The 22,801-nt window shown below is 55.5% G+C and carries 19 protein-coding genes and 1 riboswitch; of the genes, 12 read left to right on the forward strand and 7 right to left on the reverse strand.

The window, feature by feature from the left end; translation table 11 throughout:
* Nucleotides 1-519 precede the first annotated feature (519 nt).
* A complete protein-coding gene (locus tag LEP6406_RS0202155; RefSeq protein WP_008308245.1) occupies nucleotides 520-1,167 on the forward strand; it encodes a PEP-CTERM sorting domain-containing protein in 648 nt (215 codons plus the stop codon).
* Nucleotides 1,168-1,309: 142 nt separating this feature from the next.
* The gene (locus tag LEP6406_RS0202160) at nucleotides 1,310-2,689 is read left to right on the forward strand and encodes an MATE family efflux transporter (RefSeq protein WP_008308243.1); all 1,380 of its coding nucleotides are present in this window, start codon (nucleotides 1,310-1,312) and stop codon (nucleotides 2,687-2,689) included.
* 315 nt (nucleotides 2,690-3,004) lie between these two features.
* On the opposite strand, the gene frr is transcribed toward LEP6406_RS0202160, so the two are convergent.
* The 3 genes from frr to LEP6406_RS0202175 all read right to left on the reverse strand — a co-directional run bounded on the left by frr (nucleotide 3,005) and on the right by LEP6406_RS0202175 (nucleotide 5,258).
* Nucleotides 3,005-3,526 (reverse strand): ribosome recycling factor, encoded by a 522-nt coding sequence (gene frr, locus LEP6406_RS0202165; RefSeq protein ID WP_036028999.1) that lies wholly within the window; start codon nucleotides 3,524-3,526, stop codon nucleotides 3,005-3,007.
* A gap of 22 nt (nucleotides 3,527-3,548) precedes the next feature.
* Nucleotides 3,549-4,277, reverse strand: coding sequence for a UMP kinase (gene pyrH, locus LEP6406_RS0202170; RefSeq protein ID WP_008308239.1), 729 nt, complete (start codon nucleotides 4,275-4,277; stop codon nucleotides 3,549-3,551).
* Between the two features lie 87 nt (nucleotides 4,278-4,364).
* Nucleotides 4,365-5,258 (reverse strand): ROK family protein, encoded by an 894-nt coding sequence (locus LEP6406_RS0202175; protein ID WP_008308237.1) that lies wholly within the window; start codon nucleotides 5,256-5,258, stop codon nucleotides 4,365-4,367.
* Nucleotides 5,259-5,871: 613 nt separating this feature from the next.
* Here LEP6406_RS0202175 and LEP6406_RS0202180 point away from each other — a divergent pair.
* The 3 genes from LEP6406_RS0202180 to psaI all read left to right on the forward strand — a co-directional run bounded on the left by LEP6406_RS0202180 (nucleotide 5,872) and on the right by psaI (nucleotide 12,634).
* Nucleotides 5,872-8,952: a sensor domain-containing diguanylate cyclase gene (locus LEP6406_RS0202180; protein ID WP_162160840.1), complete on the forward strand. Its 3,081-nt coding sequence runs from the start codon at nucleotides 5,872-5,874 to the stop codon at nucleotides 8,950-8,952.
* Nucleotides 8,953-10,235: 1,283 nt separating this feature from the next.
* On the forward strand, nucleotides 10,236-12,326 hold the full coding sequence (locus LEP6406_RS26290) for a hypothetical protein (RefSeq protein ID WP_008307775.1): 2,091 nt from the start codon (nucleotides 10,236-10,238) through the stop codon (nucleotides 12,324-12,326).
* A 197-nt stretch (nucleotides 12,327-12,523) separates the two neighbouring features.
* Nucleotides 12,524-12,634, forward strand: coding sequence for a photosystem I reaction center subunit VIII (psaI, locus tag LEP6406_RS0202190; RefSeq protein ID WP_008307773.1), 111 nt, complete (start codon nucleotides 12,524-12,526; stop codon nucleotides 12,632-12,634).
* 358 nt (nucleotides 12,635-12,992) lie between these two features.
* On the opposite strand, the gene LEP6406_RS30825 is transcribed toward psaI, so the two are convergent.
* A complete protein-coding gene (locus LEP6406_RS30825) occupies nucleotides 12,993-13,163 on the reverse strand; it encodes a DUF4278 domain-containing protein (RefSeq protein ID WP_008307771.1) in 171 nt (56 codons plus the stop codon).
* Nucleotides 13,164-13,202: 39 nt separating this feature from the next.
* Nucleotides 13,203-13,267: riboswitch (Glutamine riboswitch) on the reverse strand.
* Nucleotides 13,268-13,423: 156 nt separating this feature from the next.
* On the opposite strand from LEP6406_RS30825, the gene nadC reads away from it, so the two are divergent.
* Nucleotides 13,424-14,290 carry a carboxylating nicotinate-nucleotide diphosphorylase gene (gene nadC, locus LEP6406_RS0202200; protein WP_008307769.1) on the forward strand — a complete coding sequence of 289 codons (867 nt, stop codon included), beginning with the start codon at nucleotides 13,424-13,426 and terminating at the stop codon, nucleotides 14,288-14,290.
* A 137-nt stretch (nucleotides 14,291-14,427) separates the two neighbouring features.
* Here nadC and LEP6406_RS0202205 read toward each other — a convergent pair whose 3' ends face one another.
* On the reverse strand, nucleotides 14,428-14,796 hold the full coding sequence (locus LEP6406_RS0202205; protein WP_008307767.1) for a DUF2237 family protein: 369 nt from the start codon (nucleotides 14,794-14,796) through the stop codon (nucleotides 14,428-14,430).
* 169 nt (nucleotides 14,797-14,965) lie between these two features.
* Here LEP6406_RS0202205 and bioF point away from each other — a divergent pair, with 169 nt between their 5' ends.
* From bioF to LEP6406_RS26295, 5 genes are all read left to right on the forward strand, one after another.
* Nucleotides 14,966-16,171: an 8-amino-7-oxononanoate synthase gene (gene bioF, locus LEP6406_RS0202210; RefSeq protein WP_008307765.1), complete on the forward strand. Its 1,206-nt coding sequence runs from the start codon at nucleotides 14,966-14,968 to the stop codon at nucleotides 16,169-16,171.
* Between the two features lie 223 nt (nucleotides 16,172-16,394).
* A complete protein-coding gene (gene thyX / locus LEP6406_RS0202215; protein ID WP_008307763.1) occupies nucleotides 16,395-17,990 on the forward strand; it encodes an FAD-dependent thymidylate synthase in 1,596 nt (531 codons plus the stop codon).
* Between the two features lie 789 nt (nucleotides 17,991-18,779).
* Complete coding sequence (locus LEP6406_RS0202220; RefSeq protein ID WP_008316315.1) at nucleotides 18,780-19,226, forward strand: hypothetical protein; 447 nt, start codon at nucleotides 18,780-18,782, stop codon at nucleotides 19,224-19,226.
* Nucleotides 19,227-19,305: 79 nt separating this feature from the next.
* Nucleotides 19,306-19,761 (forward strand): hypothetical protein, encoded by a 456-nt coding sequence (locus LEP6406_RS0202225; protein ID WP_008316313.1) that lies wholly within the window; start codon nucleotides 19,306-19,308, stop codon nucleotides 19,759-19,761.
* A gap of 85 nt (nucleotides 19,762-19,846) precedes the next feature.
* The gene (locus LEP6406_RS26295) at nucleotides 19,847-20,629 is read left to right on the forward strand and encodes a hypothetical protein (RefSeq protein ID WP_008316312.1); all 783 of its coding nucleotides are present in this window, start codon (nucleotides 19,847-19,849) and stop codon (nucleotides 20,627-20,629) included.
* A 35-nt stretch (nucleotides 20,630-20,664) separates the two neighbouring features.
* On the opposite strand, the gene LEP6406_RS31830 is transcribed toward LEP6406_RS26295, so the two are convergent.
* The gene (locus tag LEP6406_RS31830) at nucleotides 20,665-21,384 is read right to left on the reverse strand and encodes a M23 family metallopeptidase (RefSeq protein ID WP_317133869.1); all 720 of its coding nucleotides are present in this window, start codon (nucleotides 21,382-21,384) and stop codon (nucleotides 20,665-20,667) included.
* Nucleotides 21,375-21,521 carry a hypothetical protein gene (locus LEP6406_RS34010; RefSeq protein WP_225886394.1) on the reverse strand — a complete coding sequence of 49 codons (147 nt, stop codon included), beginning with the start codon at nucleotides 21,519-21,521 and terminating at the stop codon, nucleotides 21,375-21,377. Before LEP6406_RS34010 ends, LEP6406_RS31830 begins: the two co-directional genes overlap by 10 nt.
* Nucleotides 21,522-21,881: 360 nt before the next feature.
* On the opposite strand from LEP6406_RS34010, the gene LEP6406_RS0202240 reads away from it, so the two are divergent.
* Nucleotides 21,882-22,619: a WecB/TagA/CpsF family glycosyltransferase gene (locus LEP6406_RS0202240; RefSeq protein WP_008316308.1), complete on the forward strand. Its 738-nt coding sequence runs from the start codon at nucleotides 21,882-21,884 to the stop codon at nucleotides 22,617-22,619.
* The last annotated feature ends 182 nt before the right edge of the window (nucleotides 22,620-22,801 follow it).

Consider the following 22,801-nt stretch of genomic DNA (forward strand, 5'->3'; position numbering starts at 1 on the left):
TGAGCGTTCGACTGAGCTCACGCCGAAGTCTTACGCCGAAGCCCTAGCCCTCTCCCAGAGAGGGGACCGGAAAATGTTGGGCTGGTGCGACAGAGTAGCAAGCCTATTTCAGCCTAGTTGTACTAGTTGGCCGCAGGCAAAATGCCTGCGTGACAAGCAAATGTCAACAAATTTTCTGTCGGAGGGCAATAAATATTCGCAACCCTGGGATTAGGACGAACTCTTTTGCGGGTCTGCCATCGGGTAGCCATGGGAAATATAAGTGGCCTCACAGAGGCAATCTTGTCTAGGAGAGGAATTCCGCAGGCACTTTGGGGCACTTTTAAGGGGATTTACGGGTCATTGATGGGGGCGCTGAAGAGCGCTGTTTATGAGATGAACACAATCTCCCTGCTTATTTAAAGTTTCCATGAATATCAGGGATATCCCCTTGGCTGTCCGTGATGGGGCCGTTACCTTGGGACTGACAAGGGTAAGTGCATCTCGGAAACTTCTGAGGCTTACTTGTAGGAGTTCGGAATGCTGTTGAAATCGTCCAAGTTATTCATTGCCCTGGGTTTGGGGTTTGCCCTGGCAGCTTCTGCCGTTGCCCCTGCTTGGGCAAATGGGAAAGGTAAGGATAAAGGTCCAAGCTCAAGTAGTGGATCTAGTTCTGAAGTTTCTTGTCAAGACAGTGTATTAGGCACCTTAGCCAATTTCTGTGTTGGTCCTGTGAGTGGCAATGATAGTGCTAGCGCTGTGCAATCAGTACTCAAGGATCCTGCATGGACATTCCTTTCTAAGGTGGATGACAGCAGCGGTAGCGCTAGCTACCTAGATGTTCAACAAGCTGATAATAAAGCTAAGTCTGGTACCTGGGATATTGATATTTCCAAGCTTGTAAGCGAAGGTATCACCGAGTTGGCAGTTGCCATCAAAGGTGGCCCCACCTACAGTGTTTACGTGTTTGAAGACCTTTCCAAACTGGGAGATGGACAGAACCTAGCTTGGGATACAAAGGGGGTTTTGACGGGTAGCGGTAAAGCTGAGCCTGGTCTCTCTCATTTTTCGGTTTATGTGAAACGTGGACCAGTGGATCCCGGTCCGAAGCCGGTGCCTGAACCCGCTGCTCTTCTGGGTCTAGTGGCTGTTGGCGGTGCGGCAGCATCCCTCAAGCGCAAGCAGTAAGCCCAGAGCTAATCGTCCCAACCCATCTCGACACTCCAAAAAGGGGGGCTTAGCCCCCCTTTTTTTGCGCTCTTTTTTGCGGGCTAGTATCCAGAAGGAGCAGGGTTCTGCTTGGCTAAAGGGAGTCTGTCATGGGGAGCCTGTGGATATCAACCTGACTTCGGGGACATTGCTGTCTCGTTTTAGTCGCCTTGCGATCGCAAATATCATTGCCAACCTGATGGTGCCGCTGGCGGGCATCATTGACACCGCCTTCCTGGGCCATTTAGCGGAGATCCATCACCTGGGGGGCGTGGCGCTGGCCACGGTAATTTTCAACGTCGTGTACTGGAGCTTTGGCTTCCTGCGGATGGGAACCACCGGGCTCACGGCCCAAGCCCAGGGGCGTCGCGATGGCCCTCTGGGTCGATCTTTAGGCCATCGCACCGATCTCTATTTCGATGTCTATCTGGTGTTAGTGCGCAATGGTCTGGTGGCCCTAGCCATCGGCTTCGCCCTGCTGCTGTTGCAGGAACCCATTCGCGTGGTTGGATTTGGACTATTGGGGGGCGATGCCGACCTGCGGCAAGCGGGTGAAGCCTTCTACTATGGTCGCATCTGGGGATCTCCAGCGGTACTGCTGAACTTTGTCATTTTGGGCTGGATGCTGGGGCTGGGCCAGGGCCGCCGGGTGATCGTACTCTCTGTCGTAGCGAATGGCAGCAATATTATTCTCGACTACTGGTTTATCCAACGGCTGGGCTGGGCCAGTGGTGGAGCCGGAGTAGCAACGAGCTTGAGCCAGTATCTGATGCTGGGGGTGGGGATGATCTACCTGGGGCGATCGCTGCCTTGGCGAGAATGGCGCACCCTGGGACAGGATCTGTGGCAACCTGAAGCCCTGGGCATCATGGTGCGCCTTAACCGGGATATTTTGATCCGAACCTTTGTTCTGGTGATGAGTTTCGCCCTCTTTACCCACTGGAGTGCCACCCTGGGCACCACGGTTCTAGCCGCCAATGCCCTGATGTTGCAGGTGTTCACCCTGACCTCCTATGTGGTGGATGGTATTGCCTTTGCGACGGAGAGTTTTGCGGGCCAGTTTTGGGGGGCGCAGGATTACCAGCAGTTGCGACGGCTATTGGAAATGGGGGGTGGCTTCAGTCTGGTGGTAGGACTCGGGTTTGCCCTGGGGTTTGCCCTCTGGCCGCGATCGCTGTTTGGCCTAATGACGGACCATGAGGCGGTATTGGTGACGGTAGAACAGTATGGCTGGTGGCTGGTGCCAGTACTGGGATTAGGCGCGATCGCATTTATGCTAGACGGCTATTTCTTGGGCCTGACCGCAGGGAAATGGTTGCGACTTTCCACGGTGTTAGCGACGTTGGTGGGATTTTTGCCGCTGGCACTCCTGGGGCGATGGTGGCACTCTCCCCCTCTTCTGTGGCTTGCCCTCGTCGGTCTAATGCTAGTGAGATCGCTGATTCTCGCCTCCCGAGTCCCCAGCACTCTGACCCAGCACCCTGAAGTGACCCTGGGATAGTCTGCATTTTCTTGGCTTATTGTGGATTAAGGGCAAAAGGGATTGCCCCTACGGCAGCATCCTGCATTGGGCAAGAAACCCCACACCCCTACGGCGGCATCCTGCATTGGGCGCGGAAACCGCGCCCCCACCCCCACCCCATCACCCCCCTACAGATGGAACTCTATTTGTGGGGTATCAACTCAAAGTGGGACAAATCTCCTGGGGAGGAGTCAGGTGTCAGATATTGAGAATCCATGAGACTCCTGACTCCTAAATTCCTCGGAAGCAATATTGTCTCGGCTTACGTTGACCCCCCTATTTGTGGGCACACCACTACACAGTCATGATGTCCTTTTCCTTGTCAGCAAACGCCTGGTCTACCAGGGCGACGTATTTATCCGTCAGGCTTTGGACCTGCTCTTGAAGATCGCGAGACTCATCTTCAGAAATCTCGCTGTCTTTCTCCTGTTTGCGAAAGCGGTCAATGCCCTCTCGCCGAACATTACGGACAGACACCCGCCCCTCTTCGGCATACTTAGAGGCTACCTTGACGAATTCCTTCCGCCGCTCACTGGTCAGGGGAGGAATATTCAGGCGAATAATCTTGCCGTCATTGTTGGGCGTAAGGCCAATGTCTGAGAGGGAAATCGCCTTTTCAATGGCGCTTACAGAACTAGGGTCAAAGGGTTGAATACTGAGGGTGCTGGCGTCTGGGGTGTTGATATTAGCCAGGGACTTCAACGGCGTCGGAGAGCCGTAGTAGTCAACCATGACTTTGTCTAAAAGGGAGGCATTGGCCCGGCCCGTGCGAATGGTATTAAAGGCGCGGCGGGTGGCTTCTACCGCCTTGGCCATAGCCTCTTCGATATCACTGAGTTCAGCTAATTTCACAAGACTCTCCCACAATTGTGCCGATGGATTCCCCCATCACGGCCCGACAGATGTTTCCAGGCACCGATAGGTCAAACACCATGATAGGGATGTTGTTATCTTTGCACAGGGCGATCGCAGTGCCATCCATTACCCGCAGGTCATGACTGAGCACATGGCCGTAGGTGAGGCTGCTAAACCGCTTGGCTTCTGGATTTAACTTCGGGTCTGAGTCGTAGACGCCATCTACCTGGGTCGCCTTGAAGACGACATCGGCGTTAATCTCCGCCGCCCGCAGCGCCGCCGTGGTGTCGGTGGTAAAGAACGGATTACCGGATCCGCCCCCAAAAATTACCACCCGACCTTTTTCTAGATGGCGAATGGCCCGACGGCGAATATAGGGCTCAGCTATCTCCTGCATAGAGATGGCGGTTTGGACCCGAGTTACGGTGCCCAGTTGCTCTAGGGCATCCTGGAGCGTCATTGCATTCATGATGGTGGCCAACATGCCCACGTAGTCGGCGGTGGCGCGGTCCATTCCCGCTGATGCCCCCTTGATGCCGCGAAAGATGTTGCCTCCCCCGACGACGATGGCGATTTGGACGCCTTGGCGCACTACCTCCCCCACTTCCTGGGCAATGGACTGTACCACCGCAGCCTCAATGCCATAGCTCAAATCACCCATCAACGCTTCGCCGCTGAGCTTTAGCAATACCCGTTTATAGGCGTTCCCCATGCGTTCACCAGGTGTCGTTACTGAGTCGGACCTTAATTGGGCAACCCATACAAAATATAACCATATCTTGACGAATCCTTCGGGAGACTAGGGATGGGTTTGCAGGGCCAACCGCGCTGCTCCCACTACTCCCGCCTGGTTTCCCAGTTCCGCAATTAATATCTGGAGCCCTTCTCGGGAACTGGGGAGTACCCGTTGCTCAATTTCCGCCAGAACTGTGGGTAGGAATAACTCGGCCCCGGCACTGATGCCGCCCCCTAGAATAATCGCCTCTGGCGTCAGCAGGTAAATGAGACTCGTCAGCCCCGCTCCCAAGTGACGGCCATACTGCTGCCAATATGCGATCGCAGATTCATCCCCTGCCGCCGCTTGAGCCGCCAACTCCCCCGGCTCGCAGCCCCTATCTCGCCGCACCGCCTGCACCGAGCAATATTGCTCCAGAGATCCCCGGTTACCGCTATTGCAGGGGGGGCCATCGGGGTTGAGGGTGATCAGACCGGGCTCCGCTGCTGCCCCCAGCCGTCCCACGAACAGCTCTCCATTCAAAATCACAGCACCCCCAACCCCGGTACCCAGCGTGAGCACCACTAAATCCTGAAACCGTCTTCCCGCCCCCAACCAGGCTTCTCCTAAACCAGCACAATTGGCATCATTGGCCAGCACCGTAGGGCGCTGGGTGTGGGTCTCTACCCAGTCAGCCAGAGGAATATCTCGCCAACCGGCCAAGTTGATGGCGACGCGGGCAATACGTCCGGCCCCATCGGCGGGGCCGGGGGTACCAATGCCAATGGCCTGGGCTGCCCTCTGGGGATCTAATTGTGCGATCGCGGCCACCATAGCCTGCAACACCGCATCGGGCGTAGCGGGCTGAGGAGTCGGCACAACTAAGGTTCGGAGACAGGTTCCCGTCGCCGTGTATTGCCCCAACTTGATGGCGGTGCCCCCCAAGTCGATGCCAATTACCTGTGTTGCTTTTGCCACGAGCTACCCTCCAAAACCATGCCCGCCATTGTCCCAGAATTCAGGAAAGAGACCGATACCTCGATCGTTGACTAGGAACCGTCCCCACCAGCGTCCACCCAGAGCTTGGTCTATGGTGTGGATGCTAGTGCAGTCTAGGGGTAGAAGCCCCGTATTCTAGTAGACGCAGTTTGTAGTATTTAATACTTGATGCTCCGAAGGATTTCTAAACTATCGTTTTTTTAGGTAAATCTCTGCGTCATTTATTTCCATTTTTTGAAGTTTATAGGGAAGAATAGTAGTAGCAGAACCCCTGACCATGTTTCAGTTGTTGCAGATTTCGCAAGTATTTTGTAGGGATTTTACAGATGTATTTGCAGGGGTTCACCTTTCGCCGTACCTCTGATCTTGAGATGCAAGCCCCCCACAAGACTGGATCCATTGAACCTTGCCCATCTGTAGAATCCCATTAAGAGTGTTCCAGCTCAATCCCTGCCCCAGATCTGAGTAGAATCTAAAACATAAACTAAGCTAAGCGATTCCTTTTGCCTCATCAGAGGGTGATTCTTTTAGATGGAATACTCTGCCGCGCTATCGCCTCTTCCCAAAACTTCTTGTAGGCGGTGCCATGAAAATGGGTACTTCTTTCGCATTTCCACCTTTTTCTGAGTCTTCTAAACATCAATTTGAATTGTCGAACATCAACTTAGACAGTGACGCTTTTCCTGAATACCGTTATCCAGATGCCTCTGTTCTACTGGACATCCTGGATCATAGTGAGGCGGCAATTGTTGTGTTTCGGATGTTCGCAAGTCGCAACTGGGAGTACTTGTACTTCTCTCCAGGCTGTCAACATCTCTACGACTATTCCCCTGAGGCGCTGTTGGCAGACAACACCCTCTGGCTGTCACACGTCCATCCTGAAGACCGGGAAACCCTTCTCGAATCCTGCTACGAAGGGATCCTATCGGGACAACCCTTTACCCTGGAGTTTCGGTTTCACCATGGTCAGCAGGATCTGCGCTGGATTGCCAGTCACCATTCAGTGCGCCCAGAACCGGAGGGCCAGAGTTGGGTCGTCACCGCCTTCAATGTCGATATCAGCGATCGTAAACGGGCAGAATCTGACCTAGAGCAGCGCAATCAGGAACTTCGGGCTATGCTCCAGGCGTTTCCCGATCTGGTATTTCGGGTGCGGGGAGACGGCACCATTTTGGAATGCCAAAGTGTAAGTCTATCGGAGGAGAAGCAGCAGGATTTCTATGTCTCTCTAGCAGACTGTCTCAACCAGTCTTTTCATGCACTATTTCCCCTAGAGACTGCCCAAAATATCCAAGCTGCTATTCAATTAGCCCTGCAAAATCAGCATATTAGCACCGTCGAATATAGTCTGAATATTAATACTCATACCCATTACTATGAAGCCCGCGTCGTTCCCCTTAGGGCCAACGAAGTCCTCATAGTGGCCCGCAATATTACGGATCAAATGGAGATGAGTAATCAACTCCGGTCTAGTCAGCAAAAGTACCAAACCCTGTTCAATATCCTGCCCATGGGCATCACCATTACCGATGCCGAGGGAGTAATTCTAGAGGTTAATCCTGCCACCGAGACCCTGTTGGGAATTTCCCGTGAGGAACTGGTGGGTCGTAGCTGTGATTCTAGCCCCTGGCAGATGCTGCACCCAGACAGCAGCATTATGCCCCCAGCGGAATATGCCGGCATCTTGGCCCTGCGGGAAAACCGCACCGTGGCGGATGTGGAAATGGGCATCCTGCGCCCCGATGATACCCTCCGTTGGTTGAATGTCACCGCCACCCCGATTCCCCTGTCCAACTATGGGGTGGCCATTGTCTACGAAGACATTACGGCCCGACAGCAGTACGAACTGGCCCTACGCAGCAATGAGGAGCGGTTGCGCCTCGCCTTGGAGGGGGCCGGGATGGGCAGTTGGGACTGGAACTTGGTCACGGGTCAGGTGACCTGTTCTGAAAGTCTAGAAACCCTGTTGGGCTTTGCCCCCGGTACCCTGGTCATGATCGAACAAGTGCGGCCCTTACTGCATCCGGCGGATGTAGAGCGCGTGGAAGCGGCGGTGCAGGCCAGTATCCAGCAGGAGGTGCCCTACAATATAGAGTTTCGCTTTTTCAAAGCGGATGGGACTCAACATTGGTTGGCCAGCCAGGGTCAAGTGGTGCGAGATCAAGGGGGACGCCCCCTACGCTTTGTCGGCGTGGATGTGGATATTACCCCCCGCAAGCAGGCGGAGGAAGCCCTGCGGCAGTATGAGCGAATTGTGTCGGCTATCCCCGATGCTATGGCCCTAGTGGCTCCTGATTACACCTATCAGATGGTGAACCAGGTTTACCTCGACTGGCACCACAGACGCCGGGAGGACATTCTAGGTCAGTCCGCTGCCGATCTCCTGGGGGAAGCAGTGTTTTATACCGTGACTAAACCCAGCCTAGATCGCGCTCTACGCGGGGAAATTGTCCGCTACCAGGACTGGCTCACCTTTGCCGAAGGGACGCAACGTTTTGTGGGGGCCACCTACGCGCCCTACTATGATTCAGCAGGGCAACTGGCGGGGGTTGTGGTGGCCAGTCGGGATCTCACGGATCTGAAGTTGGCGGAGGTGGCGCTCCAGCAGCAGGCGGCGCGGGAGGCGGTGTTAACCACGGTTACTAACACCATTCAGGAAACCTTTGATATTCAGAGCATTCTGGATGCAGCAGTCCTCACCATTCTGCATTTTTTCCAGGCCGATCGTGTCCTCGTGTATCAAATTACCGATCAGCAGCAGGGGCGTGATCAGATCCGGGGGATCGTGGTATCGGAGGCAGTGGAGGGTGATTGGCCTTCGATGCAGGACGTGACGATAGATGAGCCCTGCCTCGGGGAGGAGCAGCGGACTCAAGCCTATCGACGGGGTAAAGTGCAGGCGATCGCAGATATCGACGCCGTGCCCCTAGCCTCCTGTTATCGGGAGTTGCTCCAGCGCTACCAGGTGCGGGCTAATTTGGTGGTGCCCATTGTGCAAGAAGCAACTCTATGGGGGCTACTGGCGATTCAGCAATGTGATCGCCCTCGCCATTGGCAGCACGCAGATATTGATTTGCTTCAGCAGTTGAGCCAAAAGCTCAGCATTGCCATTCGTCAGGCCCACCTCTACCAAACATTGCAGGTCACTAACCAGCAGTTGGAATATCTGGCTAACCATGATGCCCTCACCCGCATACCCAATCGCCGCTATTTTATGAAGCACTTGGGCCAGGAATGGAAGCGGGCTCACCGCGACCAGACGGTTCTGACCTTGGTTCTGTGCGATGTGGACCACTTCAAGCGCTACAACGACACCTATGGCCACGTCATGGGGGATAAGTGTCTAGCCCAGGTGGCAGCGGCGCTGCAAGGGGCCATGCAGCGCCCCGCTGACCTGGTAGCCCGCTTTGGGGGAGAGGAATTTGTCATGGTGCTGCCCAATACCACGGTGACGGGTGCGATCGCGGTGGTGGAATCGATTCAGCAGGCCCTCCATGATCGATACCTGCCCCATCGCACCTCGTTGGTGAGCGATCGGGTCACCCTCAGCTTTGGGATTGCTAGCCGTTGCCCCCAGGCGCGAGACTTTGCCAAGACCCTGCTCCAGGCGGCGGACGAAGCCCTGTATGAAGCGAAGCAAAAGGGCCGCGATCGCTATTCTCTTGCTCCGTGAGGTGGGGGTAGGGGCGCGGTTTCCGCGCCCAATGCAGAATGTCGCCGTAGGGGCAATCCCTTGTGGTTGCCCGGTGGGCGGGTGACCGATATTGGGGTGGATGGGGTAGGGGGGTGATGGGGTAGGGAGGTGATGGGGTAGGGGGGTGATGGGGTAGGGGCGCAGTGCCCGCGCCCAATGCAGGGGGTGGCAGGAATTTTGAGTTTTGAGTTTTGAGTTTTGAGTTTTGAATGGAATGTCTCGTAGGGGCGGGTTTAGCCGGGATTGGGTGGGTGATTCAGGAATGAGCTGGCAAAACCCGCCCTGCCCCGTACCGGGTAATCCAGTCGTTTCGTTTTGAATTGAATTACCCGTAGGGGCGCGGTTTCCGCGCCCAATGCAGGGGGTGACAGGTGATGGTGTAGGGGCGCGGAAACCGCGCCCAATGCAGAATGTCGCCGTAGGGGCGGGTTTGGCTCGTATTGACTGGGAAATCCAAAATGGGAGGCTCAAAACCCGCCCTACCCAGTTTGCGGGTGACCGATATTGATCTGGATCCGTAGGAGCAATCTCTTGCTTGCCCTGTTCGCGTAGCGGCTTCTAAGAAACTCCCCTCTGTGGGCAGGACCCAAATTTCCCCCTGCGCTCGGAATGACAGGCGGATTGTCATGTTGTTCGCGGAGCGACTTCTCAGAAACTTCCCTCCGTGACCTGAGCTCGACAAGGAGTAGGGGGCTAAAAAACGTCAATGCGGTATCAGCGCTGTCACCCCGCCGGGAATTCAAAATTCCCGGCTAACAGGCTTAAGTCCATTAAAAATGGACTGGGAGCTGGGCTGGGAATAGGGGGGCGAGTCCGTTTTAACGGACTTCTGCTATGAGCCAGGGCAATTTATTCCCTGGCGGATGGGCAGCGAAGCTTAAGTCGAACTCAGATCTCCGTGAGCCAGACCGAGATTCCTCCCTTCGCTCGGAATGACAGGCTTCCCTCTGTTTCTTCCGGGCATTACCCAACATTTTGGGTTGGGTCCGTTGCTCCGGAGGAGCAACCTAGCCATAGTGAGCTCAGCCGAACGGTGAGAGACCGAGGTGTGCCACGATAGGACGGCCAGAGTATTTACACCGCACGGTACTAGGAGCCTTTGTGTGGCGGTTCTGGCGCTGGCCGAAGGAGAGCAAGAATTTGCCGGAACTAGGGTAACCCGCTAGGATCACCGCTATACTTCTACTCCTTAGAATTGCACCAACACCAAATAATTAGTATTCCACTAATTAGTATTTCACTAGCGGGCGGCAGCGTGGGTTATGGCCTATTGGGAGTTCCTACTACAGCAAGAGGGCGATCGCAGTTGGCTGCCCCTAGAAACCACCCATGTGGAAATCCTGGAGGGGCGCTATCGCATCGTCGCCCACACCAGTCACCACAACACGGCGGTAGAGGTGCAATTGATTCAAGTTGTTCAGGATACCCAGCCTCCCAAGCGCCGGGGATTGAAGCGCCAAGGCCAGACCAATGGGGAGGGACTGATGGCCGTCATGCCCTTCACTCATTTGGTGGCGGGAACCTGGACCGTGCGCTGTCGCGCTGCCGAGGCCAGAGCCGAGGCATGGGAATACGGTGTCCAGCTCCAAGTCCTTCCCGTGGAGGCAGATCCCGAAGGTTGGGCTCCTGACTGGGAACTGCCGGACCCTGCTCAGGATTTAGGCCAGATTCCAGAATTGGCCAATCTGGCTCATCCGGCAAACCAGGATTCCCCTGGGGTCCCGCTCACGTCTGCACCGGGAGATTTGATTCCCACCGCTGAGGCTCCCCCGGACCTTGACACGGCCCAACTTACGGCTCTACCCCTACGGCTGCGCCTAGAACAACAGGCTTTGGTGGCGCGCCAGGGTGTTCCTGTGGTGTTACGGGGAGAGGTGGTTGCAGCGGCAGAAGAGCCCATGACCCTGGGGGAAAATGCCCATCTCTGGGTACAGCTTCGCAACCCAGAGACCGGGGCCATCGTCAGTCGTCTATCGCGATCGCTGCCCCTCGATCAAGGGCCGTTTACCCTGACGGTGCCCCTCCCGGAACACCAACCCACCCGTCTTCTGGTGGGAGAAATGAGTCTCTGGCAGGGCACACCACCAGAGCAGGTTATTGCCCTTCAGGGATTCACCATCACCATCAACCTCGATACCCTCCTAGAGGTGGTGGCGAACCAAGGGGAACAGGGTCGTCTGGATCCCTTTGTGGCAACGGCGTCCCCCGAGACAACAGCCTCAGTTCAGGAACCGGCCCCGCCGCTTCAGATACCCCGCCCCCGAGATATTCCCTTCCGACAGATTTACTTGCCCACCACTGGTCTTACCCTGCCCCCCCAAATCCATCGCCCAGAGAGTACCAGGGGAATTCCATCCGCGATGGTCAGAGACCGGCCCAAAGGGGCCATCGCACTGCCCGCCCTACCTAACCAGACGGTGCGCACGTCCCACCCCGCCAACCCCAACCGTCCAGATCGAGCCCTGGAACTGCCCCCCTTGGCAGTGGCATCCCTACCTCCGGAAACTGCACCTGATGCTCCCGTGGACCGCCCCCTTGACCTCCCCAATTTTGTTAAGGAACCTCCGGCTCCGAGCTTTCCAGCAGAGGCGGCTACCGCAGCCGATGTTCCAGCTTTCACGGGAGATACGGGAGACATGAATGCTTCCACCGACCCCGACTTCCAAGCGTTAAGGCTGCAAGATCGCTTTTGGTCACGGCTGAGTGCCTTGGCTCAGGATGGTCATACCTCCGCTGCTAGTCTTAAAACTGAAATGCAGGCGGCGGGCCTGGATTTAGATTCCTCCGCCCCAGAGATCAACCTACCAACGCTGCCGACGCCCGTCCCCAATTCCCCTGCGATTGACCCGGAAGCTACCGCCCAGGAGGCCATCGCCTTTGAGCACGAGGTGGTGATGTACGATGCCGACCCCAATTTTCCAGAGCCTACCCCGGTCTCTGGAGCCAGCGACATCCCCACAGCAGCCCTAGGCCCAGACGCCCTAGAGGACATCCCTGTGGTGCCCGTACCAGAGCTAGACCTGCCTGAGGGTGACCTAATTGCGGGGACTCCGATTACGGTGGTGATACGGCTGCCGCGTCTACCTCAGCGTCTAGCAGTGAAGTTTTGGATGACTGATATCCAGAGTCGCAGCCTGGTGGAAAAACCCCGCTGGCTGATGACCTGGACCCCCCTGGAGGGAGAGAGACAGGAAACGGTGTTGCAGATACAGGTGCCTATGGGCTGTTTAGCGGCTCGGTTTGAAGCCATTGCCATTGACCTCACCAATCAGCAGGAAAGTCGCAAGGTGGCCTTACACCGTACGATTATTCCGCCCCACCTCTTAGATCTCCCCGCTGACGAGGATATTTAGATCCGGTTTGCCTTGCTCCTCAGGGCATCGAGAAACGTTAAGAAATGCAGCAGACCCCGCCATGAATCGTAGTATTTCCCACCATTTCACAGTAATCTAGTCGAGAAGTTCCCTAATTTAGCGGGCTGTAGAGCCTCTGCGGCGGGTTAAGTCGGGGACATTTAATCTGTGTTGAAGGATGCGATAGGAAATCTGATATGGCAGCTTCATTTCTACCCTCCGTCCTAGTTCCTCTGGTGGGCATTGTTTTTCCCGCCGCGACCATGGCGTTCTTATTTTTGTATGTTGAGCGTGAGGATGCCGCCTAGGCAGCCTGGAACTCATCTATAAATCCCCTGCCGGGAAACTCGTATAGACAGCCCATGGGCTGTCTATACGAGTTTTGAGCCTCATTTAAGGGCGATTAAGGGCGATTTTGTCCTAGGTGCCCCTCTTCTCCCTCCATGGGGATATCTGGGCAATCCTAGTCATGGGGACGGATTTTCGCCATAGGGCCAGAGTTGTAGGTCTGGAGGTGTGAAAAAAACGACAAAAGCGGCATCTGTTTGGATGCCGCTTTTGTCGCTTGATGAGCAATATCAGCTCTGGCTGTTGACGATAGCTTCACGGGCCAGAATCACTAAGGGACTCAGGAACGTGGGCTCAGAGGCCAGAACCCGTACAGGTTTAGTGGATGTCCACGCCCCGGTACTTAAGCCCTTGGGGATGGGTCTTAGCCCCTTGATTAGTTACTCGACGGGTTACCACTGCGCCCCGGTAACGACCGATGACTTCTTCTGTGGTTTCTAGATTGCTTTGGTTGGGTTGATAGTCAACACCGCGATAACGCAAGTTCATAGTTGTCGCCTCAAAATCACAACTGGTTGAAGGGAAAGAGGCGCGTTCCTTCAGGAATATCCTTACTTCCGTCTCTGCTGCAAGTTGCTTTAGAGATGAACGTTTTGCTTTCTGTATCTAAATTTACAGTTTTGTCCCAATGTTGTCAACCCTTGACCCCCCCAAATAGGGGTTTCTTTAGAATTTCCTCACATTTGTCCTACGCGCTCCGCTTTGGCCTTACTGCGAAGATACTAAGGTGACGTTGTGGAGGGATCGCCGTGGTGCCCTTGGATCTGGTTTTGGACCCGTTGTTGCGGCAGTGGTTGCAGGAGGATATTGGTCGGGGTGATCGCACGACCCAGGGACTGGGGAGCTGCATTCACACCCTCGGGGAGGCTCAGTGGGTGGCTAAGGCGACGGGAGTTGTGGCGGGGTTATCCGTGGCGCGGCGAGTGTTTCAACTCTTGGATGGGACTGTGCAGTTTGCGCTCCTTGTAGAAGATGGGGCAACCTGTGAACCGGGGCAGAAGATTGCGGGTGTGACGGGTTCCCTGGGCAGCCTGCTGATGGGGGAGCGAGTGGCGTTGAACCTGGCCATGCGTCTCAGCGGTATTGCCACTATGACGCGGCAATATTGCGATCGCATTTCTGATCTCCCTACTCAACTTGTAGATACCCGGAAAACAACACCGGGACTCAGACTTTTGGAAAAGTACGCCACCTGGGTTGGTGGGGCCAGGAATCATCGCATGGGTCTCGATGACGGGGTGATGGTCAAGGAAAACCATATCGCTGCTGCTGGGGGCATCCAAGCCGCTGTGGACCAGATTCGCCAGCGAATTCCCTATCCCCTCACGATTGAGGTGGAAACAGAAACCCTAGATCAGGTCCAGTCAGCTCTGATCGCAAGGGCAGACATCATCATGCTGGATAATATGCCTCTGGACCTGATGCGGCAGGCCGTCGCCCTAATTCGCCAGAGCGATCGCCCCGTCCCCATTGAAGCTTCTGGCAACATCACCCTCGATACTCTCCGTCCAGTGGCGGAGACTGGCGTGGATTATATTTCCACCAGTGCCCCGATTACGCGGTCACCCTGGTTGGATTTAAGTATGCGGATTGAAATGCCCCTTGAAAGGGTCTAGTACCGCAGGGCGTAAATCAGCCTACTACTGTCGCACCAGCCCAACCTTTTCCGGTCCCCTCTCCCCGTGGGAGAGAGCTAGGGTGAGGGGCCGAGTGTGCCACGATGGAACGGCCAGGGTATTTACGCCGCAGAGTACTAGGGATCGAGGGCATGGGCTCGAAGATCGATGATCTCTAGGATTTCCAAAGCCGCGAGGTGAGTGGCGGCTAGAACTACTGGGGGGGCAACACCGTCGTTGAGGGCTTCCCGCCAGCGAGTGGCGCATAGGCACCAGCGATCGCCCGGTTTCAGTCCAGGAAAGTTGTAGGCGGGCACAGGAGTGGAGAGATCATTGCCCTGGGCACGGGTATAGGACAAAAAGGATTCTGTCATTTGGGCACAGACCACATGGAGGCCGTGATCTTCGGCTCCGGTATGACAGCAACCATCCCGATAGAACCCGGTCATGGGGTCTGTGGAACAGGGTTGTAGCGCTTCACCGAGTACATTTTTGGCTTCACCCATAGTTTTTCGCTAGTCCTAATAACTGAGCTTAATTAACTTAAGCCTAATTAATTGTGCCGTACTACCACGCTACTGCTGATTACTACTGCTGATTGCTGCCATTGATGACTGCCACGGATTTAAACTTCACCAATATTAATTTAGATTAATACACTCAACGATTTCAGCTATGGCCCTTTCTCCGAGTCCCTACGATTGGATCGATCAGTCCTTAGCTACCCTTCATAAGGCCCACTGGCATCGGGTTGTGTCGCCCCTAGATGGTTTGCCGGGGCCAGTGGTGACCTGGGCCAACCAACCGATGCTGAACTTTGCCAGCAACGATTACCTGGGGCTGGCGGGGGATCCGCGTCTGGCGGCGGCGGCGATCGCGGCGATTCGGACCTACGGCACCGGCAGTACGGGATCGCGGTTGCTCAGCGGTCATCGTCCTATCCATCGTCAGTTGGAAAGTGCGATCGCAGATCTGAAGGGCACCGAGGACGCCATCGTTTTCAGCTCTGGTTACAGCGCCAATCTGGGCACCATCAGCGCCCTAGTCGGCAGTCGGGATCTCGTGCTCTCCGATCAGTACAACCACTCCAGCCTGATCAATGGAGCCCGCCTTAGTGGAGCCACGGTCTGTACCTATGCCCACGGAGACAGTGATGACCTGCGCCGCCACCTGGAAACCCAGCGCCAGCAGTATCGCCGTTGCCTGATCCTTACCGATACCGTCTTCAGTATGGATGGGGATTTGTGCCCTCTGCCGGAGATTTTGGATCTAGCTGACACCCATGGAGCGATGGTGTTGGTGGATGAAGCCCACGGCACTGGGGTACTGGGAAAAACTGGGGCTGGAGCTGTGGAGTATTTAGGCTGTCGGGGACGATCGCTGATCCAAGTCGGCACCCTCAGCAAGGCTCTGGGGAGCTTGGGGGGCTATGTCACTGGGTCGGCCACCCTAATGGATTTGCTCCGGAACCGAGCCGCCAGTTGGATCTACACCACAGGATTGTCTCCAGCGGACACCGCTGCGGCCCTAGCGGCCATCCAGGTGATCCATACAGAGCCAGAACGGCGCGCACGGCTCTGGCAACGGGTACAGCAACTCTCCACTGAACTGGATGCCCTGTTGGCAGCAGCCCCACCGGAGGGGATCCGCCGTCGCCTCCCCTCCGAGTCCCCCATTGTCTGTCTGGAGGTGGCGGATGCTGCTACGGCCCTGGCCTGGGGGCAGCACCTCCGAGAGGTTGGAGTCTGGGTGGCTGCCGTGCGTCCCCCGACGGTACCTACTAGCCGCCTCCGCCTGACCCTGATGGCCACCCACGAAGAGACCCACATCCAGCGCCTGGTAGCGGCCTTGGCCCCAGGGCTTGCGGCCCCCGAGGACTAAAACACTATGGCTCGAATCCTTGAGGGTTCTAAAAGGATGCGGGGCATCGCCCCACCGAAATACTAATATCTAGCTGTTATATAGCGGTTCTCCCTCGGGCTAAGGACAGGCAAGGGGCTTAAGCCCCTTGTTCGCCGAAGTGTCATTAAGTTGAGGTGTCCCTCATCCATTAGGGAACCGCTATATCCCGATCACCCTAGCTAGCCGCCCTTCTCTAAATCCTATGGATCGCTTTGCAGTCGAAGTCATTACCCAAACCCCCAACCCGCAGCAGACCATCTATGCGGCGATGCACCAGGACTATGCAGAGGAATTTGTAACCCGAGAGCGCGATCGCTGGCCCGATGAATCCCGCTGTGGCGAACTGGTGATCAAAAACCTCCTCAAGGGCGGACGCGGTCACTATGGCCCCCTAGAGCATCCCCAAATTGTGCTCAACTGTGGCTGGTTTCCCCACAGCACCATGCAACAGATCCGCACTCACAGGGTTGGCGTGAGCTTTGATGTGCAGTGTCTTGCTGGTGATACTGAGGTGACTTTCGTTCACGCCTCTGGGGGTCTAAGAAAAATCAAAATTGCTGAGCTGTACGATTTGTGGACTAACGGCGAGCAAGCAAGCCGAGAACGCAAAATTCGTGGGTGCAAGGGCGAACCCCCCGGCACCTATCGCCGCGATTGCAAAACTCGTCTCAAGAAAATGCGTCTGCGGGTTCTGAATGAAGAAACAGACATTTTTGAACTTGGCCACATTCAAGATGTCATGTGTAGCGGCTTGCAGCCGGTCTATCGCCTCACCCTGGCCGATGGTAAAACCCTCGACTGCACCACCAACCATCGCCTCTATACCTCCCAAGGTTGGCAGCGCATGGGAGATGCTCTGGGGTTAATTGCCGATGCCGACAATCAGGTGCTGGCGGTTACTAAAACTTGTGAACTGATGACCAACGGTGTTGTACGCCCCGATGCCCTCTACAGTCAGGAGCCTTGGTTAAAAGCCCAGGTCAACCAGGGCTTAACAGCGAAACAAATTGCCGAGCAGTGTGGGTGTTCTGTCGAGGTTATTCGTCACTGGGCCAAACAATTTCAGCTCAAGTTGCCCTCAGGACGGTGGCGCGGGCTTAAGACCGTTGCAGGCAATGGCCTTTATCGCGACAAAGCGTGGCTCCAGGCCCAGCTTGCCCAAGGGCTTTACGTCGATGACATCGCGGCCCTAGCAGGATGTTCTATGTTTTGGGCAGCTAAGCCAACGCCAACGGGGCGTAAGCTCAAAGCTCACCCGGTTCAGGTGGTTTCGGTTGAATACCTGGGTATGCAGACCACCTACGATCTGGAAGTCGAAGGTTCCTGGCATAACTTTGTGGCTAACGGCGTGGTTGTCCACAATTCTTTCCGCTACACCGGGCAACGGGTTGTGGATGTTGCGGATGACAAGCTTGAGGTTGAAGAAGTCTTTTATCTCCGGCCTCTGGGTTTTTATGCCGACCGTCAGGGCAAGAAGTATGAATACACTGCGGAGCAGCGACAGCAGGATATCGAGTGGTGTTTAGAAGCCTGTCGCCGTTACAAAGTACGAATTGAACAAGGTTTTGCGGAGGAACATGCGCGGGGATTAATTCCCTTTGATGTGCGGCAGCATTGGGTGATGTCGGCAAATGTGCGATCGCTGATGCATCTTCTAGACTTGCGCTGGAAAGCCGATGCCCAGCTAGAGGCCCAAAAGCTCTGTGAATGTATCTGGCCCCATTTTCAAACCTGGGTACCTGCGATCGCGGCTTGGTATGAAGACAATCGTCTCAAAAAAGCCCGCCTAGCACCCTAGTGGTCTGTCAACCTTCAATTTGTGATTGATGTAGGCTGGGTCAAACGAAGTGAGACCCAGCACAGGCAAGGGTTTTGCTGGGTCACGCTAGCGCTAACCCAGCCTACAAATCGCAGCTTGACGCTGCACTAGTGCTCAGTCAATTCAAGCAACTAGATAATATACACGCCTTTGAAATTAATCCTTAAGATGGAGCAATCATTACGCCTAAAAAATAGTTTTAAGACAAGAAATTACTGGATACTGCGTTTTGTTGACTTCTGTAAATCTGAAAAAAAACTGCTTAAATCCCATCTTTTCCCCACGAGTGCAGAACAATAGGGAGTAATAAATTTGGGTTCTCTGTAGAACATTGTGATATTTAGCCCTAGGGCAGGTCATCAATATAACGGCGCAATGCTGGTTATACCAAGTCCAGCTCGAAATCTGGAGTTTCCCCACCGGGAAAACTTCACTTCTGGACTTGGGCAAGGCTTATTTACGCCGTCGAGTACTTGTGTTCAGTCAATTAATGATTGACGGGTGACCGAAACCCTGGAGTTTAGTTGGGGTTGAATTTTGAGGGTCTTCGACCCATCAAAATTTTCCTGACGGAACACTAGTACCGCAGGGCGTAAATCAGCCCACTATTGTCGCACCAGCTCAACTTTTTCCGGTCCCCTCTCCCCTTGGGAGAGGGCTAGGGTGAGGGGCCGAGTGTGTCACGATGGAACGGCCAGGGTATTTCCGCCGCCCAGTACTAAGTGCTCCTGAAATTTTCCTTGAGATTGTCTAACACCCTGGTAAGTAATGGTCCCCTCACGCAATTACGTTCTCATTATTGATGAGCAATATCAGTGGCTAACCCAAACAGATTTGCCCCTGACCTCAGTACGCTGCCCTGTATACGTTGCCTCTTCTTCAGAACAGGCGATTGCTCAAGCCCAACAGGCTCCTCCCTGTTTGGTCATCCTAGTGGGGGATGACCAAAATTGGGTCAAGGCCCAAGTACATACCTTGCGGCAGGTTACCCAGGCGACGGAAGCCACCATTTTGGCTCTGACGGACTCAACCCACCCCAATTGGGAGCCCCAGGAAGAAACGCCTGATTTGGATGGCTTTTTAGTCAAGCCCTTGACCGACGATGTCCTTACCTCTCTCATCCAATCTGCTCTGGTCAAGCAGTCCTACCGAGTTTCCTTCTCGTCTTTGGAATCGGGCCTTGAGACTCCCGTAATGGCGTGGCGTGACGATTGAAGGTTGTGGTCTGGACAAATCCCAATGGTTTGCTGTAGCCAGTCCGTGTACATCAATACCTTAGATTAGGGCACTCTCTATGGGAATCATGTTAGCTACGGATGGATTTTGGGGGCTTACCCCATTGTCTTCCCCTCGGGAACGGCACCTGTCTATAGCTGCTTCAACACCTAAGCGTGTCACTGTGTTGCCCCAAGTTATTCAGGAAACCCAGGTAAGTCCCTTTAAATTTTGGTTTAACAACAGTGTGCAGGACGGTATTCATTATCAGTCTGAGTTGTACTATCGCCTCCATACCTGGAGAACCAGCCGTCGGGCAAGGTTGTACCATCTGGCTTGCAAACTTTCCCAGCATGGAGCCGATGTGGTGGTAACGGTGGCTCCAGAGCACTGTAGTCTTTGGGCTAACTTGCGCAACCAAAAGGTGGCAGCTTTGGCGTTTTCGAGTCGTCTGCCCCTACCGACGGCCAATGCTCTGCTAAAGGATATCGATTTGCCAGAAGAGAAACCCATGCTCCCCGATGACAAGGGATAGATGGAACCAGGGACAGTCCCTGCATTCCGCGCTAGTCTGAGAAAATGCAGGGTAAGTCATGGGGTATTGCGTGAGGATAGGAAATATGGCAGGTCGGCTATGGTCTGTAGCGTCGGTACTGGTGGTGGGCGCAGCCTGTTGGGGCTGGAGTGCTCCCCGAGCAGCAATAGCGGCACCTGCCGAAACTGCGCCTCCTGAGGTGGCAGATACCTTGGCCCAGATTGAGGCGGCGGCTAATGCCCAGGATTTAGAGAGCGTGATGGCTTTTTATGGAGCGGGCTTCGTCCATGGCGATGGCTTTGACCGTAGCCAATATGCGGCGACCCTCGGGGAAGTCTGGGCAGCCTATCAAAATTTGCAGTACGACGTAGAACTCCTGTCTTGGGAGCCAATGGGCAGTGGGTTCGTGGTGGAAACCCTGACGACAATTACGGGCACCCGGCTGGAGGATGGACGGAATTTTACCCTGCGGGCAACGGTGCGATCGCGGCAGCGCCTAGAGGCAGGTCAGTTGGTATCCCAGGAGGTTTTGGCGGAGCAGTCACGGCTGACCCTGGGCAATGCTGCCCCTACCGTAGTGGTGCAACTGCCAGAAACGGTGCGGGTGAATGCTCGCTATGGGTTTGACGCCATTGTGCAAGAACCTTTGGGCAATCGGGTGCTTCTGGGGCGGGCCTTTGAGGAGGGGGTAACCTCCGAAGACTTTTTGACTCCTCGTCCCCTCACTTTAGATTCGCTGTCGGCGGGAGGGTTGTTCAAGATTGGGCGGGCTCCAGGCAAGGCTGATCAGCGTTGGGTTTCCTCTGTCATCGTGGGGGCCGATGGTTGGGTCATTGATACCCGCCGCCTGACGGTGACTGCGCCCTAATCCCACGCACCGTGGTTGGAGAGGTCATATTCCGCTCACTCCCCCTGACTCGCTAGCATCGCCCGCACCACCATGGCTGGGTCCACCCAACGGTTCTGGTACTTCAAGCCCCAGTGTAGGTGTGGTCCCGTTGTGCGCCCGGTCATCCCTACCCGACCAATGCGCTGCCCGGTGTAAACCGTCGTCTCTTGCCGCAACTGCACCCCACCGGCATTGTCCACGAGCCAGCGATCGCCATCGGGCTCAATCACCACATAGCCCTGCATGTGGCAGTAGATATGAATCCAATCTCCAGACTCAATGACAATACTGGTGCCGCAGGCGGTGTCATCGGAGACCTCCACAATCTTGCCCTCCCACCAGGAACGGATGTAGCTACCCATAGGAGCCGCCAAATCTAGCCCATAGTGGAACCGCCACCCCCCAAAGGGGTGCTGGCGATAGCCAAAGGGGGAGGTGTAGGCCACAAAGTTTTCTAAGGGGAAAGATCCCCCCTGCCATGGATCCCAAGGGCTATCAACGCTCACCTCCGATTCCCCATCCCCATCCCCAGCCTTGCTCAAAGCTTGCTTCCCCGGATCTTGCCTCAGCTCCGCTTCTAGGGAATTGGTCGCGACCACATTGTCCTGGTCTGGCTCCAGGGTCAGCACCACAGGATCGAGCGCAGGGGGCGGTGGGGATGATGGTATCTCGGCAACGGGGTCTGGATCCCCTGGCTTCTGGGTCTCCGCTAGGTCCGACAACCCTAGTCCCACAGCCAAACCCCAAACCACTCCAGAACCCGCGATCGCAGCCAAGACCATAGCCCAGATCGAGCCCAGGGGATGGGGTCGTGGCCCATCAGACCGATGGACAGGGGATAGCGACGGCAGCGGTGGACGACCCATGGCACTACGACGGGTACACAACAGGTAATAGCCCCATCATAATGGGCTTATAGTTCAAGAGTACTGCATACCCAGGTCAGTTTAGGGGCATCTCAAATCCGAAAAGCCCCTAAATTTGTGGTCTAGAATACAGAACGTCTTCCCCAGCTTTTTCCACAGCCTGTGGAAAAAGTGACCCCCCGTCCTGCGGGCCATAGCCTTTGGCATGGCTACGCTAAGGCTAACGCTAGGACGGAGCCGGTCCGCAGGGCATAGGGCAGGATAGGCATTGCCCCTACGGGATTTACCCCAACACCCCCCCACTCCCTATCCATAGATTGAGCTGGAAAACTCTAAGATGGGTCAGGAATCGGCAGGAGGAGGCTATGGGTGAGTTGCAATCCAGAGAGTTGACAACGCTATCGGTCATGGGGTTACCCGTCCACATCGGCGATCAGTACGCCGACTGGTTACTGCTGCGCCAGTCCCAGGGATTGGGGGCTCAAGTGGTCACCCTAAATGCAGAAATGGCCATGCTGGCGGATCGCACTCCTGAACTCAAGGCGATGATTCAGCAGGCAGACTTGGTGATTCCTGACGGGGCGGGGATTGTGCTCTACTTTCGCCTTAAGGGCAAACGTATTCAGCGCTGTCCCGGCATTGAGCTGGCGGAAGCGGTACTGCAAAGCCTGAGAATGGATCAGTCGGTGGTGTTCTTTGGGGGGGCTCCCGGTGTGGCGGCAGCGGCTTCTGCTGCGTGGCAGCAGCGCAATCCCCAGTTGCAGGTAACGGGACTCCAGCACGGGTTCGTCACCCCAGATGAGGAGGCAGCCTTTCAGACCCACCTCCAGTCCACCCAGCCAACGGTGATCCTTTTGGCCCTGGGGGTGCCGCGTCAGGAATTTTGGATGCAGGCCCATCAGCATCTCTGTCCCCAGGCGATTTGGATTGGGGTTGGGGGCAGCTTTGACATTTGGGCAGGGCGAAAGGAACGGGCTCCGGCCTGGTTTTGTAACAATAATCTAGAGTGGCTCTATCGTCTCTACCAAGAGCCCTGGCGCTGGCGACGGATGTTGGCTCTGCCTAAGTTTGCCCTGCGGGCCTTGACCTACTCTGGTTCTTAGGAGTGAGATCAAAGAATGTGGTCTGGCCGTTCCGGCTGTCCATGGTCAGGCATCTTGCCTGACCCACAAGAATTGCACATTATTAAGGATCCGGGTTCCTTAGGACTGTTAGACCTGGCTATAGTGGTTCTCACTCGGGTTAAGTACAGGCAAGGGGCTTAAGCCCCTTGTTCGCCAAAGTG

Origin of the sequence: Leptolyngbya sp. PCC 6406 (genome assembly GCF_000332095.2) — a bacterium.
Classification (GTDB): domain Bacteria; phylum Cyanobacteriota; class Cyanobacteriia; order Phormidesmidales; family Phormidesmidaceae; genus PCC-6406.

What these genes read in the sequence shown, in the direction of transcription:
- LEP6406_RS0202155 (WP_008308245.1), top strand. Translation starts at nt 520, where the DNA reads ATGCTGTTGAAATCGTCCAAGTTATTCATTGCCCTGGGTTTGGGGTTT.
- frr (WP_036028999.1), bottom strand. Translation starts at nt 3,526, where the DNA reads ATGGCCAAGGCGGTAGAAGCCACCCGCCGCGCCTTTAATACCATTCGC.
- pyrH (WP_008308239.1), bottom strand. Translation starts at nt 4,277, where the DNA reads ATGGGGAACGCCTATAAACGGGTATTGCTAAAGCTCAGCGGCGAAGCG.
- LEP6406_RS0202180 (WP_162160840.1), top strand. Translation starts at nt 5,872, where the DNA reads ATGGGTACTTCTTTCGCATTTCCACCTTTTTCTGAGTCTTCTAAACAT.
- LEP6406_RS26290 (WP_008307775.1), top strand. Translation starts at nt 10,236, where the DNA reads ATGGCCTATTGGGAGTTCCTACTACAGCAAGAGGGCGATCGCAGTTGG.
- psaI (WP_008307773.1), top strand. Translation starts at nt 12,524, where the DNA reads ATGGCAGCTTCATTTCTACCCTCCGTCCTAGTTCCTCTGGTGGGCATT.
- LEP6406_RS30825 (WP_008307771.1), bottom strand. Translation starts at nt 13,163, where the DNA reads ATGAACTTGCGTTATCGCGGTGTTGACTATCAACCCAACCAAAGCAAT.
- LEP6406_RS0202205 (WP_008307767.1), bottom strand. Translation starts at nt 14,796, where the DNA reads ATGGGTGAAGCCAAAAATGTACTCGGTGAAGCGCTACAACCCTGTTCC.
- bioF (WP_008307765.1), top strand. Translation starts at nt 14,966, where the DNA reads ATGGCCCTTTCTCCGAGTCCCTACGATTGGATCGATCAGTCCTTAGCT.
- thyX (WP_008307763.1), top strand. Translation starts at nt 16,395, where the DNA reads ATGGATCGCTTTGCAGTCGAAGTCATTACCCAAACCCCCAACCCGCAG.
- LEP6406_RS0202220 (WP_008316315.1), top strand. Translation starts at nt 18,780, where the DNA reads ATGGTCCCCTCACGCAATTACGTTCTCATTATTGATGAGCAATATCAG.
- LEP6406_RS0202225 (WP_008316313.1), top strand. Translation starts at nt 19,306, where the DNA reads ATGGGAATCATGTTAGCTACGGATGGATTTTGGGGGCTTACCCCATTG.
- LEP6406_RS26295 (WP_008316312.1), top strand. Translation starts at nt 19,847, where the DNA reads ATGGCAGGTCGGCTATGGTCTGTAGCGTCGGTACTGGTGGTGGGCGCA.
- LEP6406_RS0202240 (WP_008316308.1), top strand. Translation starts at nt 21,882, where the DNA reads ATGGGTGAGTTGCAATCCAGAGAGTTGACAACGCTATCGGTCATGGGG.